This window comes from Tepidibacillus sp. HK-1 (assembly GCF_001748485.2).
GTDB classification, from domain to species: Bacteria; Bacillota; Bacilli; order Tepidibacillales; family Tepidibacillaceae; genus Tepidibacillus_B; species Tepidibacillus_B infernus.
Window position 1 is genome coordinate 1 of sequence record NZ_BDGM02000027.1, and the last position, 15955, is coordinate 15955.

Annotated in this window: 21 protein-coding genes; 5 read left to right on the plus strand and 16 right to left on the minus strand. The window is 33.8% G+C overall.

Going from position 1 to position 15955, the window contains the following annotated elements:
• Positions 1–133 precede the first annotated feature (133 nt).
• The 3 genes from BEN26_RS12195 to BEN26_RS12205 all read right to left on the minus strand — a co-directional run bounded on the left by BEN26_RS12195 (position 134) and on the right by BEN26_RS12205 (position 2696).
• A complete protein-coding gene (locus BEN26_RS12195) occupies positions 134–514 on the minus strand; it encodes an IS3 family transposase (protein ID WP_399168471.1) in 381 nt (126 codons plus the stop codon).
• Between the two features lie 151 nt (positions 515–665).
• The gene (locus BEN26_RS12200) at positions 666–1316 is read right to left on the minus strand and encodes a hypothetical protein (protein WP_069798800.1); all 651 of its coding nucleotides are present in this window, start codon (positions 1314–1316) and stop codon (positions 666–668) included.
• Between the two features lie 90 nt (positions 1317–1406).
• Complete coding sequence (locus BEN26_RS12205) at positions 1407–2696, minus strand: hypothetical protein (protein ID WP_069798802.1); 1290 nt, start codon at positions 2694–2696, stop codon at positions 1407–1409.
• A 249-nt stretch (positions 2697–2945) separates the two neighbouring features.
• Here BEN26_RS12205 and BEN26_RS12210 point away from each other — a divergent pair, with 249 nt between their 5' ends.
• Positions 2946–3062 (plus strand): helix-turn-helix domain-containing protein, encoded by a 117-nt coding sequence (locus BEN26_RS12210; RefSeq protein ID WP_084818774.1) that lies wholly within the window; start codon positions 2946–2948, stop codon positions 3060–3062.
• Positions 3063–3381: 319 nt separating this feature from the next.
• Here the strand turns inward: BEN26_RS12210 and BEN26_RS12215 are convergent, their stop codons facing one another.
• Both BEN26_RS12215 and BEN26_RS12220 read right to left on the minus strand, forming a co-directional pair.
• On the minus strand, positions 3382–4035 hold the full coding sequence (locus BEN26_RS12215) for a hypothetical protein (protein ID WP_069798804.1): 654 nt from the start codon (positions 4033–4035) through the stop codon (positions 3382–3384).
• 20 nt (positions 4036–4055) lie between these two features.
• The gene (locus tag BEN26_RS12220) at positions 4056–4625 is read right to left on the minus strand and encodes a hypothetical protein (RefSeq protein WP_181482292.1); all 570 of its coding nucleotides are present in this window, start codon (positions 4623–4625) and stop codon (positions 4056–4058) included.
• A 330-nt stretch (positions 4626–4955) separates the two neighbouring features.
• Between BEN26_RS12220 and BEN26_RS12225 the strand changes: the two genes are divergently transcribed.
• Positions 4956–5999, plus strand: a complete 1044-nt coding sequence (locus BEN26_RS12225) for a tetratricopeptide repeat protein (protein ID WP_069798808.1) — start codon at positions 4956–4958, stop codon at positions 5997–5999.
• A 1333-nt stretch (positions 6000–7332) separates the two neighbouring features.
• On the opposite strand, the gene BEN26_RS12230 is transcribed toward BEN26_RS12225, so the two are convergent.
• The 5 genes from BEN26_RS12230 to safA form a co-directional block, all read right to left on the minus strand.
• Positions 7333–7734 (minus strand): hypothetical protein, encoded by a 402-nt coding sequence (locus BEN26_RS12230; RefSeq protein ID WP_069798812.1) that lies wholly within the window; start codon positions 7732–7734, stop codon positions 7333–7335.
• Between the two features lie 471 nt (positions 7735–8205).
• A complete protein-coding gene (locus BEN26_RS12235; RefSeq protein ID WP_308789543.1) occupies positions 8206–8538 on the minus strand; it encodes a hypothetical protein in 333 nt (110 codons plus the stop codon).
• Entirely contained in the window at positions 8522–8899 is a 378-nt protein-coding gene (locus BEN26_RS12240; RefSeq protein ID WP_069798814.1) for a YhjD family protein, read from the minus strand. Before BEN26_RS12240 ends, BEN26_RS12235 begins: the two co-directional genes overlap by 17 nt.
• A gap of 142 nt (positions 8900–9041) precedes the next feature.
• Positions 9042–9482: a CBS domain-containing protein gene (locus BEN26_RS12245; RefSeq protein ID WP_068725048.1), complete on the minus strand. Its 441-nt coding sequence runs from the start codon at positions 9480–9482 to the stop codon at positions 9042–9044.
• 95 nt (positions 9483–9577) lie between these two features.
• Positions 9578–10231 carry a SafA/ExsA family spore coat assembly protein gene (gene safA / locus BEN26_RS12250; RefSeq protein ID WP_235589081.1) on the minus strand — a complete coding sequence of 218 codons (654 nt, stop codon included), beginning with the start codon at positions 10229–10231 and terminating at the stop codon, positions 9578–9580.
• A gap of 158 nt (positions 10232–10389) precedes the next feature.
• Between safA and BEN26_RS12255 the strand changes: the two genes are divergently transcribed.
• Together BEN26_RS12255 and ftsW are read left to right on the plus strand one after the other, a co-directional pair.
• Positions 10390–11109, plus strand: coding sequence for an N-acetylmuramoyl-L-alanine amidase (locus BEN26_RS12255; RefSeq protein WP_069798816.1), 720 nt, complete (start codon positions 10390–10392; stop codon positions 11107–11109).
• 151 nt (positions 11110–11260) lie between these two features.
• A complete protein-coding gene (ftsW, locus tag BEN26_RS12260; RefSeq protein ID WP_068725052.1) occupies positions 11261–12367 on the plus strand; it encodes a putative lipid II flippase FtsW in 1107 nt (368 codons plus the stop codon).
• 64 nt (positions 12368–12431) lie between these two features.
• On the opposite strand, the gene BEN26_RS12265 is transcribed toward ftsW, so the two are convergent.
• The 5 genes from BEN26_RS12265 to BEN26_RS12285 all read right to left on the minus strand — a co-directional run bounded on the left by BEN26_RS12265 (position 12432) and on the right by BEN26_RS12285 (position 14589).
• A complete protein-coding gene (locus BEN26_RS12265) occupies positions 12432–12824 on the minus strand; it encodes an Asp23/Gls24 family envelope stress response protein (RefSeq protein WP_068727541.1) in 393 nt (130 codons plus the stop codon).
• Positions 12825–12866: 42 nt separating this feature from the next.
• Positions 12867–13655, minus strand: coding sequence for an SDR family oxidoreductase (locus BEN26_RS12270; protein WP_069798818.1), 789 nt, complete (start codon positions 13653–13655; stop codon positions 12867–12869).
• A gap of 164 nt (positions 13656–13819) precedes the next feature.
• On the minus strand, positions 13820–13972 hold the full coding sequence (locus tag BEN26_RS12275) for a YvrJ family protein (protein WP_068727545.1): 153 nt from the start codon (positions 13970–13972) through the stop codon (positions 13820–13822).
• A 100-nt stretch (positions 13973–14072) separates the two neighbouring features.
• Complete coding sequence (locus BEN26_RS12280) at positions 14073–14294, minus strand: DUF2922 domain-containing protein (protein ID WP_069798820.1); 222 nt, start codon at positions 14292–14294, stop codon at positions 14073–14075.
• A gap of 70 nt (positions 14295–14364) precedes the next feature.
• Positions 14365–14589, minus strand: coding sequence for a DUF1659 domain-containing protein (locus BEN26_RS12285; protein WP_069798822.1), 225 nt, complete (start codon positions 14587–14589; stop codon positions 14365–14367).
• A gap of 114 nt (positions 14590–14703) precedes the next feature.
• On the opposite strand from BEN26_RS12285, the gene BEN26_RS12290 reads away from it, so the two are divergent.
• Positions 14704–15204 (plus strand): hypothetical protein, encoded by a 501-nt coding sequence (locus BEN26_RS12290; protein ID WP_069798825.1) that lies wholly within the window; start codon positions 14704–14706, stop codon positions 15202–15204.
• 73 nt (positions 15205–15277) lie between these two features.
• Here BEN26_RS12290 and BEN26_RS12295 read toward each other — a convergent pair whose 3' ends face one another.
• The gene (locus tag BEN26_RS12295) at positions 15278–15913 is read right to left on the minus strand and encodes a DUF1906 domain-containing protein (RefSeq protein WP_069798827.1); all 636 of its coding nucleotides are present in this window, start codon (positions 15911–15913) and stop codon (positions 15278–15280) included.
• Positions 15914–15955 lie beyond the last annotated feature (42 nt).

Below are 15955 nucleotides of genomic sequence, written 5' to 3' on the forward strand. Positions count from 1 at the left end.
GCCATATTCGCTACACAGATCTTTGACAGAAGTGCCTGAATGATACAAATCCACAATCGTTTTCTTAAAGTCATCATTGAATTTTTTGCGTTTCATATTGGACACATCCTCTCCCGTTTTTATTGTAAGGGACTTAACTAAGTTGTGTCCATGAAACTATACTAACATCAAGGGTGCTTGATAACTCGTAATCTATCACTTTACGCCTGAACCAATCGATGATTGTAAAAAGGTACATGAATCCCCGTCCCATGCGTATATAAGTGATATCCACACCCCACACATAATCCGGACGGATGATGTCCAATCCACGAAACAAATAGGGTCTGTAATATTTGGCATGTAGCCGCTTGCTAAGGTTAGGCTTAGGATAGATGGCTTGAATACTCATGAGACGCATGAGACGGTGTAAGCGTTTACGATTGACATCATATCCTTTCTCACGAAGTTTCGCTGTCATGCGCCGATAGCCAAAGTATGGATGGTCGGTATCAAGCACATCAATCACATGCATTATCTGGATGTTTTCTGCGCTCTCTGTATCTCGCCCTATGGGAGCATTATAGATTGATTAAGCCAGTACTTTTTTTAAACCATATACTAGAAAAAATCAAGCATTATAAGTTTTAACCGCAAGATTTAAAATACTCGATATCCATAATTCTTCAATTAAATATATAAATATTATGATGCGTAATAACATCTTGTGGGGAATTAGTTAGTTTCTTAAAACCTGATAATAAAATAGCATATACACTATCTGTTGTACTACTTGTTAATTCAATCTCATTATTATTTATCCTATAATATGTACCAAACATACCTATCTTTTGCATTTTCCCTGTAGTACGGATCACGTAATCGTTTGATTGATTATTTATATATATATCCTCGTGATGAATAATGATATCTACCATCTTAAATAGTTTTTTTACTGAAAGATAATTTGAGTTTGGTTCAAAGTTCCCGTCTCTATTAGTTTTTAGTAAAAAATATTCCTTATCTGGTGGAGCAAATTTTCCTTGTGTATATACATACTCATGATAAAAATTTGTTTTTTCTCTTTTTACTAAGTTTAAAAGAATATATTGTATTTCCCCGTCTTTACTGAAAGCTAGTTCAAATTTTTCTACTTTTTCATCACCGCTTATATCTACTTTTTTTGCAAATAAATCCCATTCATTTAAAAAATCGATTTCCTTAATATTAGATTCAGAAAATAGAGGGATCTCAAATTCCGTTTTGTAATTATTACTACACCCCGAAACTAGAAAGCTGATAATTAAAATAAATAACATTAGAGTAGTTTTTTTCATAGAACATCCTCTCCATATTAAAAGCCCAAAACAACGCCTCATACCTAAGAAATGGTATGAGGTGTTAATGTCTTAAGCTCAAATCATATTTTAATATCCTGGTGATGTGCTTTTATCATAAGAATACCGTACACTATAACTATCACTAACTGGTTTAACAGTTGGAGTTTGGTCCCATAAAATAAATTCAGCACTTATATTAATATCTATCGGTACATAAAAAGCAACGGTACTAGATTTCCATGCACTCATTAACTTCATTAAGTCACCGTTAGCTTGCCCAGAATAAGTCCAATGATTATATTCAGGATCAACAGTCTGAGTATTAAGACTTAAATCAACAGAATTAGTTGTTGAATACCCTATATTTATATTCCAAGGATATCCAATAGAAATTGACCAGGATGTTCCAGACCCATTACCTGGAGAACCATATTGAAGATCATCAACAGACGCTACTAGATCATGATTAACATGTACAGTACCATTTACATATGCATTATATGCATTAGTGATTGTACGTGTTTCTAATGTAAAGTAATCCCATTCATGTACTGTTTCATCCGTATTTTGGGCTAAGTCCCAATCCGTATCTACTCTACCAACTAAGGTTGAACCATCATAAGCAGAAATTTCCCAAGTAGTAGGACTTGATTTTCTAATGATATTGCTGCTTGCAAAAGCCTTATTTTGTGTCAAGAAGCCTAAAGCATTTTGATTTTCCGTATCTTCATTATCAATTTTTGTTGACACATAGTACAAAATTTCTCTTAAATAATTATACTCAGTAAGATTTTCATTCGACTTAATAGTACCAGTATATAAATTATGTCCACCTACTGTCGAATATCCTACAATATCATAAGTTTTTTGAGTTCTATTTTTTACATCTTTTTTTTCTGTGGCTGGTACAGCTAAATTTAGTACCATTCCATTACTCTGTTTTACTGATAGCTGGTCTAACCCAAGAACTTCTTTATAATCATTGTAAGATACATCTCCATAAAGATATACTGTTTTCCCTTCATCAAGCATTTGTTTTAGATAAGTTTTTAAATTATCATTTTCTTTTACATCATTAAGTGGATAAGCAATATCCGTATAATTCTTGGTAATTGGTGTATCGGCTTTACTAATATTAAATGTTTTTACCTTTAATTTACTATTATTTAAATAAACTTTTTCTTTGATAATGGAATCATCATCTTTAACACTTGTTTTTTGAATATATTCTACAACATAATTAGCATCTTTTGGACCAAAGAAAAGTACACTTCTATCCCTTTGTTTTGCATGAATAGAAGTCAAATTAATTTGAAAAGGCAAAACTAAAGCTAACATAGTTAAAATCAAAGTTAACATAGTAAACTTCTTCTTCATTTTTCTTCCTCCTTTTTTCTAACCATAAAATAATAGTACTCAGGGAATTAAAACAAATTTAGTACCACTCATAAGGAGTTTTTTAACTAGATTAAAGTTAAACATGATTTTTTATATCAATGGAAATTTATTGTATAATTATCATAACTTATACAGTCAATTCCGTAAATTGGGAAACTTGATATAAAGTACCTTAGTTAATTTGGGTTTTTAAGGTGAAGTTTCCCAACTTAAAAGGGATGGTTATTGATGAAGATAGGGGATAAAATTAGGTATTATAGGATAAAGAAGGGATTAACTCAATCACAATTGGCTGAGGGGATCTGCTCCAAATCTTATTTAAGCAAGATAATTAACAATAAATAGTTTTGATAAAGCGAAAGAATGGATTGAAAAAGGAAAATCAACACTTTTATAAAAAATCATGCTATTATTATCGCTTAGCCATCGATTCTAGGAACACCCTTTCCCAACAAGTATTGAATTGAATATGTAACATTTGGTTAAAGGCGTAAGGTTTTTCTTTTTAAGAATTTGAATAACAAGTAAATAACGAATAGAACAACAGCCAATGATGTCAACGCTGACGCCATTGTCAGTGAGAAATTTACCGTCAAAGAGCGTGAGCGTTGACACTATGTGAGCATTATAGACAACGCCTTCTAATTAGATCTTGTTTTAAGAATTACGGTAATACAATATTTAATTCTTTATTCAAAAAGACTTGCCCTTTATATTTGTTATATGCTTTTTCTTTTATTTCATCTCTAGCTTTTTCTTTAGTTTTATTAATATATTCAGATTTCTGCATTTCCAAATTAATATAGTCACTAATCATTTTATTCTTCTTATAAGTTTCAATCCAGTAAACATTCCAATACTCATCAAAAGTTAAACCAAGTTCTTGTATTTTTGCTTCCTGTATTTTTTTAATATCATCTGATACTTTTTGGTAATTTGCTAATTGTTCTTCTTTTGCTAAATTCGCTTCTTTGTCATTTGGAGGAGTAATGCCAACATTTTTAGCTTCTAAATATAGAAATTCATTTAATAATTTATTTTTTATTATTTGCCCTTCAGAAATTGTATAATTTGGATTACCATTTAGTTCTCTATTAACTTTCTCAAATTCATTTTTAATATTAATAACATCTTCTTTCGTTATTTTAAAATCATTAAATTGGGCTACAATAGTACCATCATTTATTTTATTATCTTTAATTTCTTGGTAGATTTCCCATATTCCTTTATTAAAAGCATTTGTAGGAATTGCTAAACCTAAAACTGCTCCCAAAAAAACAAAACTGATAATAGTTATAATTATTGATTTCTTTTTCATTATTTTTCTACTCCTTTTTATTAGGTAGTCCAATCACCAGAAACATCAACCACACCAGAATTCCATAAAATGGTTGAAGAAGAATCGCCTTTAAAGTAAACTCTACTTTCTACAGGTCGAGTTCTACCATAGAGAAATGTTAAGTTTTCTGTATCCTCAATTGCACGAACCCATCCATCATTAGGATCATACATAAATGTATGACTCCCTGTTAAAGATTTACTTAAACCATTAACTTTAATATAACTTACTCCCATCGAAGCATTTAATTGATTGAAATGCATTTCTAGAGCTTTTGCTTCAGTATACAAATATGCAATAAAAGTATTGTCTACTGAATCTTGTACATGCTGTGCTGTTAAAGTTCCATAAAGATTAGTATAATACATTTGACCATTAGAATCACTATGCACAATAACTCCACTATTCTGCCAAGAGTCATTAACTGCAGCATTTACCTCTGTACTTATCTGTACAAAAGTAAGTGCAAAAATAAATAGTAAACTAATAACTAATGACTTTTTTCTTATTTTTCCCACTGTTGTTACCCCCTTTACAAATTTTATATTTAAAATACATTTCGTTATCAAATAAGAGCAGTTACTCCTGCTACATAGTAAAGCTATTGAAGTACCATTATATGATTCGTAACCGTTATATTGTACTGTGCTATTGATCTGTGCTAAAAATATTAACTCCCACATGTGTACCATGATCATTGTCATCCATATAATCAGTTGTTCCTTCTACAAAAGTTGTTCTTCTTTAAATATGAACTTTTTGATATCAATGGAAACTTTTTATATAATTATCATAACTTATACAGTCAATTCCGTAAATTGGGAAACTTGATATAATGTACCTTAGTTAAATTTGGTTTTTTAAGGTGAAGTTTCCCAACTTAAAAGGGGTGGTTATTGATGAAGATAGGGGATAAAATTAGGTATTATAGGATAAAGAAGGGATTAACTCAATCACAATTGGCTGAGGGGATCTGCTCTAAATCTTATTTAAGCAAGATAGAAAATAATTTAGAAGTACCCCATAAGGAAGTAGTAGGCTTTATTTTCGAAAGATTAGGACTTTCTTCAATGGAAGAAGATTTGGAATCTATTGAAACAATAAAGAACAAATTACAAGAATGGTATGAAGTCATTATAAGTAGAGAAAAAGATATGGCCATAGAAATGGAAAAGGCCATTCGTAAAGAGGTTAAAAAGATTGAAGAACCAACTATTTTAATCGATTATCAATTATTTTCTCTTAGATATCAATTATTATTAAGGAACTTACATGAAGCTGAAAATATTATAGATGAACTAAAAATAGTAGAAAATGGGTTTTCTGAGCAACAAACATATTATTTCTATACCTTCTATGGACTCTATAAGTACATGAAAAATGATTTGTTAGAATCACTAGAATATTATTCAAAAGCTGAAAAAATAAGCCAAGATATTCATATTACCGAACCTGAATTAAACTATCTATTATCCCTTGTTCATAGCAGACTTTATCATATTACCTTCGCAATACATTATGCAAATTCCTCCTTAGAACTATTTAACCATAATATGGATTATATGCGAAGTATTGAAACGCAATCAATCTTATCCATCAACTACATACGTTTACACGAATACGAAAAAGCAGAACACTACTTGAATAATTCATTAAAGACTGCCATAAAATTAAACGATCCCTATCTATTAAGTAATATTTATCATAACCTTGGTTACCTTTTTTCTAAAATGAATCGACATGAACAAGCGATTGATTACTATATCAAAAGTTGTAAATTAAAGAAAGGACAATATGACAGAATTACAAACACAATATTTTACATGGTTGAGAGTTATTTAGCAATAAATAGTTTTGGTAAAGCGAAAGAATGGCTTGAAAAAGGAATTAAAATTGCTGAAGACATCAGTTTATCATCGATCAAACAAAACTGTATCTTTTGAAATTAAAATACTTCAATGACAATGATGATAAATATATTAGGTTTATCGAAGAAGTTGGAATTCCATATCTAGAAGAAAAACAGACTTGGAAGGAACTAAGTGAATCAGCAGAACATTTAGCTGATTATTATGCAAATCAACACTTTTATAAAAAATCATGCTATTATTATCGCTTAGCCATCGATTCTAGGAAAAAATTTCAAATGTGAGGTGATGTTTAAATGAGAAAAGTACTTTTTTCTTTCGTATTCGTATTCAGTCTCTTCGTATTAACTACTTCTCTGCCAACTAATACTTTTGCCGAAGAACACCCTCTTCCTACAAGTATTGAATTGAATATGTAACATTTGGTTAAGATTTTTTTTGCTATGTTTTTGTTGTGATCATGGAATTAACCAACATTGATAAGCCCATACAAAAACCTCACGCTATTTTATGGTATAAATGATACCACAAAAGGTGTGGGGCTTATCTTTTAAATTATTTTGTAACCACGTATTTTCTACGGCGGAAAATGGGTGGTTTTTTCTTAACTTAATTGACGGATGTTTTGTAAGTAGATTGTCATGTGCAAAAACTAAAAGTAACGACAATCAAAAGAGGTGTAGAAAAAAATGGTGAAAAATAGAGAGAGACATTCCAGCTTCTCCGCCTTGTCTTTCTCTGCTGTTGTCCATATTTCCAAACTTCATTTCCAATTCACCATGGGAAATTCTTACGTAATGTGCAAGAGTTAGAGGACAATCATAGCGAAAATTCAGCTCATCTTTTGGAATTGGTGTTTAATGATCTATTCATCCTTACGCTTTCCAACAGGCTCAAGAAAACCAAAATCTACATACCAATGGTTCATTTCCGTATGGAAACAAGTGCGTGCAGTGACAAAACAAATGATTGGCCTGTAAGTCTTCCCTCATTTCAAGCGTAAATGAAAGGTTATTGAAATTCAAAGAAAAAATGAGATGAGCACAAAATGGATGAACAACTAAGAGAGCAAATTGCTGCATTTCGATACAGTCTCAATGCTCCAATCAAGCTTTATATGATGCTGCAATTTAAAAAAGAACATCATTCACAATATACACAATGAGTGGCTTATTCGTCATTAAAATGATTGTCAGTCGAATTCTTTCAATCCTTACGGGTTGACATCAAAACGCTCACGTCATTGTCGGTAGGAAATTTACCGTCAAAGAGCGTGAGCGTTGACATTGTAGACTAAGATGGAAACTTATACTAAAAATCCTTTTTGATAGTCTCGTAAACTAGCACAAAAAACATAAAAAAATACTGTCTCATCTGTACTTTTCAAGGATTAGCTTTTATAAAAAATTCAATGCTGTACTTTATACTCATTAACCTTTACATCTGTAATTTCCCATATAAACTTTTTTTTCTTTAAATAAAAAGTCACTAAAGCCGTATAAACACTATTTACGTTACCGTCTGGATTATATTTTTCTGATGTAAAAACACCAATTACAGTAGTTACATTATCACTTTCTGCTTTATGAACAAAGATATGTGGGGATGGTAATTTATTTGATTTAAAATAGTTTAAAACGTTTGATATTTCTTTTGTAACTTTCTGTTGTTCTTTTAACTGGTTTCCTGCCTCAATTTTATTAATTACTTTTAATACTACTTTTTCCGGTGATAAGTTAATTGATAAAATATAGAAGAAAATAGATAAAGTTATTAATACTGATATTGAGATTATTATTTTTTTACCCATACTTCACATCCTAAGGAAAACACCCCGAATGGCGTTTAATTTAATAAGGCATTGTTCCTTGTGATGCCCCATTATGGTACACCTGCCCATATTTGTATAGTAATATACTTAGTAATTTCATCTTGAGTAGCTTCTATTTGATAAACACCAGGTTCTATTTCAATTTCTTTTGATTTGTCATTTGCAAAGTTAACATTGGGAATCCCTAAAATTCCCATTCATTTAACTAGATAAAAGCTAAAAGCTAACATGAATAATTGCTATTAGCTGGAGATTTATTATATAATTATCATACCTTATACAACGTTTGCCGTAAATTGGGAAACTTTGATATAATGTACTTCAATTAAATCTAGTTTTTAAGGTGAAGTTTCCCAACTTAAAAGGGGTGAAAAAAGGATGGCTCTCACAAGCTCAAAGTAGAGGCACATCCTTCCGGGAAGGGTAAATCTGCCTTGTCCTTTCCCCATTCTATTCCTCTTCCTCATCATCGGCCTCGACGTAAGTGATTTTTACGCCTAGGCTTTTTAAAAGGTTTAGAACCTCTTCATTTAGTTTTGGGTCATACATTAAGCCAATTTGTTCAACTAGCTCCAATTCCTCTAGGTATCCATTTTCGGCATCCTCAATCAATTCAATGATATCGTCTAACTCTTTTTCCTGTAATTCCTTTAGGATTTCTTCCTTTGTCATTTGCTTTTTCACTCCTATTTCTCTATCTTGATTTTCTTGTAACCTTTTTCCATTTTTATTATATCCATTTTGGGGCAGGATTTCATCAGGCTGATCATTTTTTCTGGTCATCCCCTTGTAATACATAGGATTTAAACAATTGTTCACTTTCAGCCTGTAGCATGTAATTTAAGAATCGGTGTGTATAGATAAAACCGCGAAATTTTGCTTTTACAATGCGAACCGTCCGTTGTTGTTCTTCTTCAATTACCATCCCTCCTAACTCTTTCATTTGTCTCTTAATCGATCGTAAATCTTTTTCGATTTTCTTTTGCACCTCAAATAATGTATCTTGATAAACCCTTGTTAATTTACAAGCCGATTGTTGAATCATTTTACGGTCGAATTCCAGTACTTTAAGCATAATATGTAGAATCACATACTGCTTCACCAAATGGGAAAAATCTAGATATTCCTTTGGATACATTAACATGCTCATTCCCCCATGAAAATAACTTAATTGGTGTTTATAATTCTATTATATGCGAATAAACGTTCGATTAGAAGAGGGAAAATGAGGGAGTGATTAACGAGATTCACTCCCTTGTGACTTTAGGTTTTCACTTATTCCTTAATTAAAGGGTTCCATGTGTACCAGGCTGTGCCGGTTCGGAAATCTTACTTAATGCTTGTCCTGCTTCATCAATATGAATATTTCTTACTGCTAAATCACCAAGGGAAACGATTCCTACAAGGTTACCATTTTCCACTACAGGTAAGCGACGAATTTGCTTTTCTGCCATTAGGCGAGCAGCTTCATGAACATCCATGTCTGGTGTCCCAACGACTACATCCTTTGACATTAACCCATCAATTGCAAAAGAGCCTGAGCGTTTTTCGGCATATCCACGCAATACAAGGTCACGATCTGTAATCATACCAATTACATTTTGACCATCTACTACTGGAATAGCGCCCACATTTAACTGCGACATTTTTTGTGCTACCTCATAAGCATTATCTTGAAGTGAAACTGTAGCTACATTCGTGGTCATAATATCACGTAATGTCGTCATCTAATTTCCTCCTTTCTAATCTCTCCTTAGCATAACCCAGAGACCTAAAGAGTATTCTATACATTTTATCATCAGTTCGAGAGTGACCGTTCAGTTTACGGCCTAATAAACATTTGGGTCCAATAATATTTGCCAGTCCCACCTTCAGCATAGCCTACCCCTATTTCTGTAAAATTTGGATTTAAAATATTTTGCCGATGTCCTGAACTTCCCATCCAACCCTTCATCACCTGCCATGCCGTGGTTTGCCCCATCGCAATATTTTCACCAGCATAGGAGAAGGAAATTCGATACGCTCTCATCATATCAAAAGGGCTACCATAGGTAGGAGAAATGTGAGAGAAATAATGTTGATCCCTCATATCTTGAGATTTGTGACGAGCTACCCTGGATAACTGCCAGTTCGCACGTAAAGGTTTTAATCCTGCTTTTTGTCTTTCTTGGTTTACGAGTTGAATAACCTGGTGTTCGATGCTCTTAATTCGATCAATAACTGGAATGATCACCTTTTGCTTTGGATAGATAAGATTGGGATTTTTAATTTGTGGATTGGCCTCAATGATTTCCGATAGCCCTATTTGGTATTTAACAGCGATTTTCCAAAGGCTATCACCAGGTTGAACTGTATAGGTGTTCGTCCCTTGAGCTGTAGCTTGAAAACTCCAACCTATTGTTAAAAAGGAAAGTAAAAGTGTTAATACAAACGAACGAAAAATAAAGCAACGAAAACTATATTTTTGCATATTCATCATTTCCTCTCATTTCATCTCATTAGATTTTTTCCATCGAGATTATGTTGTGTTTTCTTTTCTTTTTTCATTCTTAAACCTAAAGGGGCAATCGCTTGTCACCGATGGGACGAAAAAAATCATATTAATATATAGAGTTACAGAAGGAGGTGATTGAATTGGTAAACAGATATTTTAAAGCCTATACGCTTGATGAATTTGATCGTTTCATTCGTAACTTCAACTTCACACGCCCTATCAATCATATTCAGATTCACCATACTTGGAAACCGAGAAAAACTGATTATCAAGGAGAAAAAACAATTGAAGCCATTTGGAGGTACCATACTGAAACAAGAGGTTGGAGTGACATTGGTGAACATTTTACCATTTCTCCTGATGGTTTAATTTGGGATGGAAGGGATCTAAATGTCATTCCTGCTGGTATCAGTGGTCATAATATAGGTGGAATGATGTTTGAAATGATTGGTAATTTTGATAAGGGTCAAGAGGTATTAGAAGGAAAGCAATTGGACAGTATTTTGGGAGCAGTAAATATCATGCTTGATCATTTAAATCTAACTACAGTTGATATTGTCTTTCACCGAGAATATGCCAACAAAACCTGCCCAGGATCAGGAATAACCAAAGATTGGTTTATTGCACAGATAAACAAATGGAAGGAGGAGCATTGGCAAGTGAAAGGAGAAACCCCATTACCATTTAAAGATCTCACACCCAAGCATTGGGCCTACCCCTCAATTAAACGGTTATATGATATAGGAATCATTACAGGAACAAGCCAAGACCAATTTGGTACAGGGCAACCGTTAAAACGTGAAGATGCCGCGGTCTTACTTGATCGTTTAGTACAATATTTAGAAAAACAAAAAGACTAGCAGGAAAAAAAGAAGGCTTTATGGAATAACATAAATGCCTTCTTTTTTTGTAGGTAAAGAAAGATAGAGCCCCGCAAAAGTAATCGGAAGATACTTCAAGGAAGTCGTCACTTTTGTGGGTATTATAGCGATTGAAAGGAGTAATACATAAATGAAGCCCAGTCGAGGAACACCAGACTTTCTCTTGCTATTCATGACTCTTGTTTTGGTTGGGTTCGGTATCGTGATGATTTTTAGTGCAAGTTATACGATTTCTTATTGGGAAATGGGAAACCGTTGGTTTTTTACCCAAAGACAAATGATTTGGGGGGCGATTGGCCTTTTTGGTATGTTGGTAACCATGAATATCCCATTTGTGTTTTATAAAAATAAATTTTTTCTCATCTTAATGGCTTCGTTTTTTCTCCTATTACTTGTTTTTGTTCCGGGTCTAGGACAAGAACGAAATGGTGCAAGAAGTTGGATTGGGATTGGTTCTTTCACCATACAGCCAGCAGAATTTGCTAAACTGGGGTTAATTATCTACTTAGCAGGGCTGATTTCTAAAAAAGGGGAGAAAATGAGTAGCTTTAAACAAGGGTTGCTTCCTGCTTTATTGATTACCGGATTGTTTTTTATTTTAATTGCTGTACAACCTGATTATGGAACAGCGATGATTTTATTAGCAACAGCTGGGATTGTGATGATTGTTGGAGGAGCAAGTCTTAAGCAGATACTCTATTTATCTGTACCCGCGATTGCTATTCTGACCATTTTTATTTTATCAGCTAGTTATCGTTTTGCTCGATTTACAGCTTTTCTGGATCCATGGAGTGATCCTTGGGATACAAGTTATCAACTGATTCAATCTTTATTGGCTCTTGGCAATGGTGGAATTGTCGGTACTGGTTTTGGAAAAGGGATTCAAAAATATTTCTATTTACCTTACCCCCAGTCTGATTTTATTTTTTCCGTTATGGGTGAAGAACTTGGGTTTATTGGAGTCACCATTTTTATCTTGGCTTTTTTGTTATTGTTATGGCGCATCCTCATTATCTCTTTAAGGTCAAAGGACGCTTTTGGTACCTTACTAGGTGTAGGTGTAGTAAGCTTATTGGCGATTCAAGCTTTTATCAATATTGGTGGGGTCACTGGTACGATTCCAATCACAGGAGTCCCTCTTCCTTTTATTAGTGCAGGAGGCTCATCCTTGATCATGGTTATGACGGCAATAGGTGTTGTATTAAGTCTTTCTAGAGAAAACAACAAAAGCAGCTAAAGAATGTGATTCCTTTAGCTGCTTTTGTCATTTCATTTCGTTTAAAACGTTTACAAACGCTAGATTACTTTAGACGAAGAGTAGTTTCTTCTGTCTTTTCTTCTTCTTCTGGCTTTTGAATCTCTACTCCTTCTACATGCACATTCACTTCGACGACATTTAATCCTGTCATGGATTCAACTGCTTCTTTCACATTGAATTGTAAATTTCTTGCTACTTCATGAATTTTGTAGCCATATTTCACGATTACTCTTAAATCAATGGCTGTTTCTGTTTCTCCTACCTCAACTTTCACCCCTTTTGCTACATTTTTACCACTTACTCTTTTTGCAAGCCCTTCAGTAATTCCTCCCGACATGCTTGCAACTCCATCTGTATCCACTGCAGCCAAGCCAGCAATCATACCTACAACGTCACTCTCAATTTTTATTTTTCCGTTTTCTCTTTCTTCAGTCATCATCTCGATCATCTCCTATTTTTTTAATGATAAGATAGTATTCTACAGGGATGGAACCATTCCTCCATCGATCATAATTGTAGAACCTGTAATATATGAATTTGCATCAGATGCTAAGAATACAACTGCCTTGGCGAATTCCTGGGGTCCGCCATATCGACCTAGTGGTATCGTTTGCTCCATTTTTTTGGTAACCTCTTCAACAGGAATTCCTAACTTTTCTGCATTTGCTGCATCTAGCTCTTTCAAACGATCAGTTGCAATACGTCCTGGAGCAACCACATTGACCAAAATCTGATCCTTTGCTAGCTCCATTGATAAAGTTTTCATCAATCCAGCAACACCAGCTCTAAATGTATTTGATAAAACAAGCCCCGGAATCGGAACTTTTACGGATGAAGAAGCAATGGTAAGAATTTTTCCTCCACCGTTTTTGCGCATATGTGGAACTACCTCTCTAACCATACGGACGATGCTCATTAGGTTAGTTTGGAAAGCTCTTTCCCATGTTTCATCATCAAACTGCATAAATTCACCACTTGGTGGGCCACCTGCATTGACTAGTAAGATATCTACTTTTCCAAACTTTTGAATCATTGTCTCAACAAATTGTTTTACATCGTTAGGGTTGCTCACATCTGCAACAAATGCCTCTACCCTTGTCCCTGTTTCTTTGCGAATCAATTCAGCGGTTTCTTCAATTTGTTCCTTATTTCTACTAGAAATCGCCAATTGGACTCCTTCACGAGCTAATTCAAGTGCAACCGCTTTACCTAAACCTTTACTAGCAGCTGTAATAAAGGCAACTTTACCTTTTAACCCTAATTCCATGAACCAAGCCCTCCTATGTATAATCTATTACTATCTTTCTTATTTTATCACATTCATCTACCTATTTTACAAAAAACAAGTCCAAATCAAGCAAAAAAGGTGTGACGCGGATATCTACATACCATGTCACACCTTAATCTTTATCGTATTCACTTTCAGTTAAGCTATTCTTGCTTTTGAAATTTGTTGATGCTATTTGTAAGCTCGGTAATTGAATGAGATAAGACATCGATTTTTCCTTCAATTCGGGTCAATAGATACAAGGTAACAATAATGGGGAAGCCTACTTCTCCAATCATTGGAATCCACTGTTCCATTGTTCTTCTCTCCTTTCTAGCAAAAATCATGATCATGATATCCATGTCATTCACATTCATTCATAAAAGTAAAGAATGGGGAGTCTCCTCCCCATTTTTGTTATGCTAAAGCAATATCTGTGACTGTTCTTTCAATCGTTCTTGCACTTACAGCTGCAACAATTTCTCCACTGGTGAATTGAAAGATATTCTTAGTCACGATTTGTGCCATCACTTGATTAACGATTGCTGGGTCAAGTGGTTCAACTGGATCCGGAATGGAGATAGTTGCGTTCTTTCCTCCTGCAGTTTGGAAAATAAGTTCTAAGGTTTTGACAGTCATGATTCATTCCTCCTCTTTTTTTTTAGACTTGCCGTGTGCTACACTTACAATAGAAAACTTAATTTACTCATTATGCTTGAGTTAATTCTTCACGATCGATACGTTCAACACGGTAAACCGGATTGGCCTGAAGTGATGCTATGGCTTGAGCAACATCGAACACGTCTTGATCGAGTGCAGTTGGTTTTACCCCATTATAGGTTTTGGCTTTTAACACCGGTTCATTGTTTGCATCCAATCTCACCTGAGAAGTAATCACCATCTTAGATAAATCTGCTAAACTATTAACTGCCATTTGTATCATCCTCCTTTTTTGTTGTTCACCGGCCGGTTACATCTTATATAGTGCCTGTAGGAGGATGATTGGGTGACAAGTATCTCATTCTTTTTTTTGAGGAGGTTTAAAATCTTGAAAAAGACCGTTCTTTTTCTGCTCATTTCTATATTTTTCTTTGTAGGTACTTTAGGCTGTTTCCCGAAAAGTGATGTTTCCTATGAAATCTTATTTAATGGATTTGTTACAAGTAAACCCACTATTGAGGATATCTTACCATATGAAACGATCATTTTCGAAAATGAGGCTGACTGGAATGCCTTTTCAAACAAATATCTGCCAGTAACTCGATCGGTTGCAACGATGTTAAAATCCATTGATTTTGCAAAAAACGATCTTATCTATACGGGGAGCATTTCAGCAAAGGCGGATTTGTATAGTGTGTCTAGTCGTATTCTAGGATACAAAATTGAAAATAATCTTTTAGAACCAATTTGGGATACGAATTTTAAAGATAGAATTTATGCCGTGAATGATATAAGTGAATACCAATTCATTCAACCTTTTGTCATTTTAAGCCTTGTTAAGAAGAGTGAGATACCCAATAAATTGCAGAATTTTTATCGGCCTAAGTAGGTTTCATTCATATTGATTAAAACTAAAAATAGACGCAGGATAAATTTCCTGCGTCAGAAAATAATTTTTATTTTTAAAGTTTAAATCCTCCATGACTTCCATCGGAAGCATTATAATCAACATTTACATTACAAGAACTTACATTATGTTGATATTGATAGATATTACGGTACACATAATCTTTTCCATCACTCCACGAAGATGTTTGCCACGTTTTTGAAATTCCAGCGTATCCATCTAACTCTTTTACAACATAATACCCACCGTAAACTCCAATTATCCATCTTTGACCGTTCATTTGATAGTATTCATTCATAGCATCTTGAACACCTAGAAAATAATTCTTAACTGCAGTCCATTCTGTCGTTGTCGTAGGATTGAAATCTACTGAGAAGTAAATTGCAGTATTATACGGCTGACCAACTGCTTCTGCTTTTCCAATTGCAGTTCGACCGTTTGACAATCCATTGTTGTATCCAAAATCGGAAGAGTCATTATTACTATCCTGATACACAGGCACAATTTTGAATCCTTGATTTGAGAGTGCTAGGGCCTCGGATTTAGTTAATAATTTACCAGAAGTGGTGTTACTCGTATAATAACGGCAAACAAAACTAATTCCGTTATTTTTAAAACATTGCAACTGTGTATCTGTGGCAGCACTGTAATAGTCAAGCCCTTTTAAAGTTTCATTAGATTGAATAGCCATACTTTATTTCCTCCTTTTTTGTTGTTCACCAGCTGGTTACAT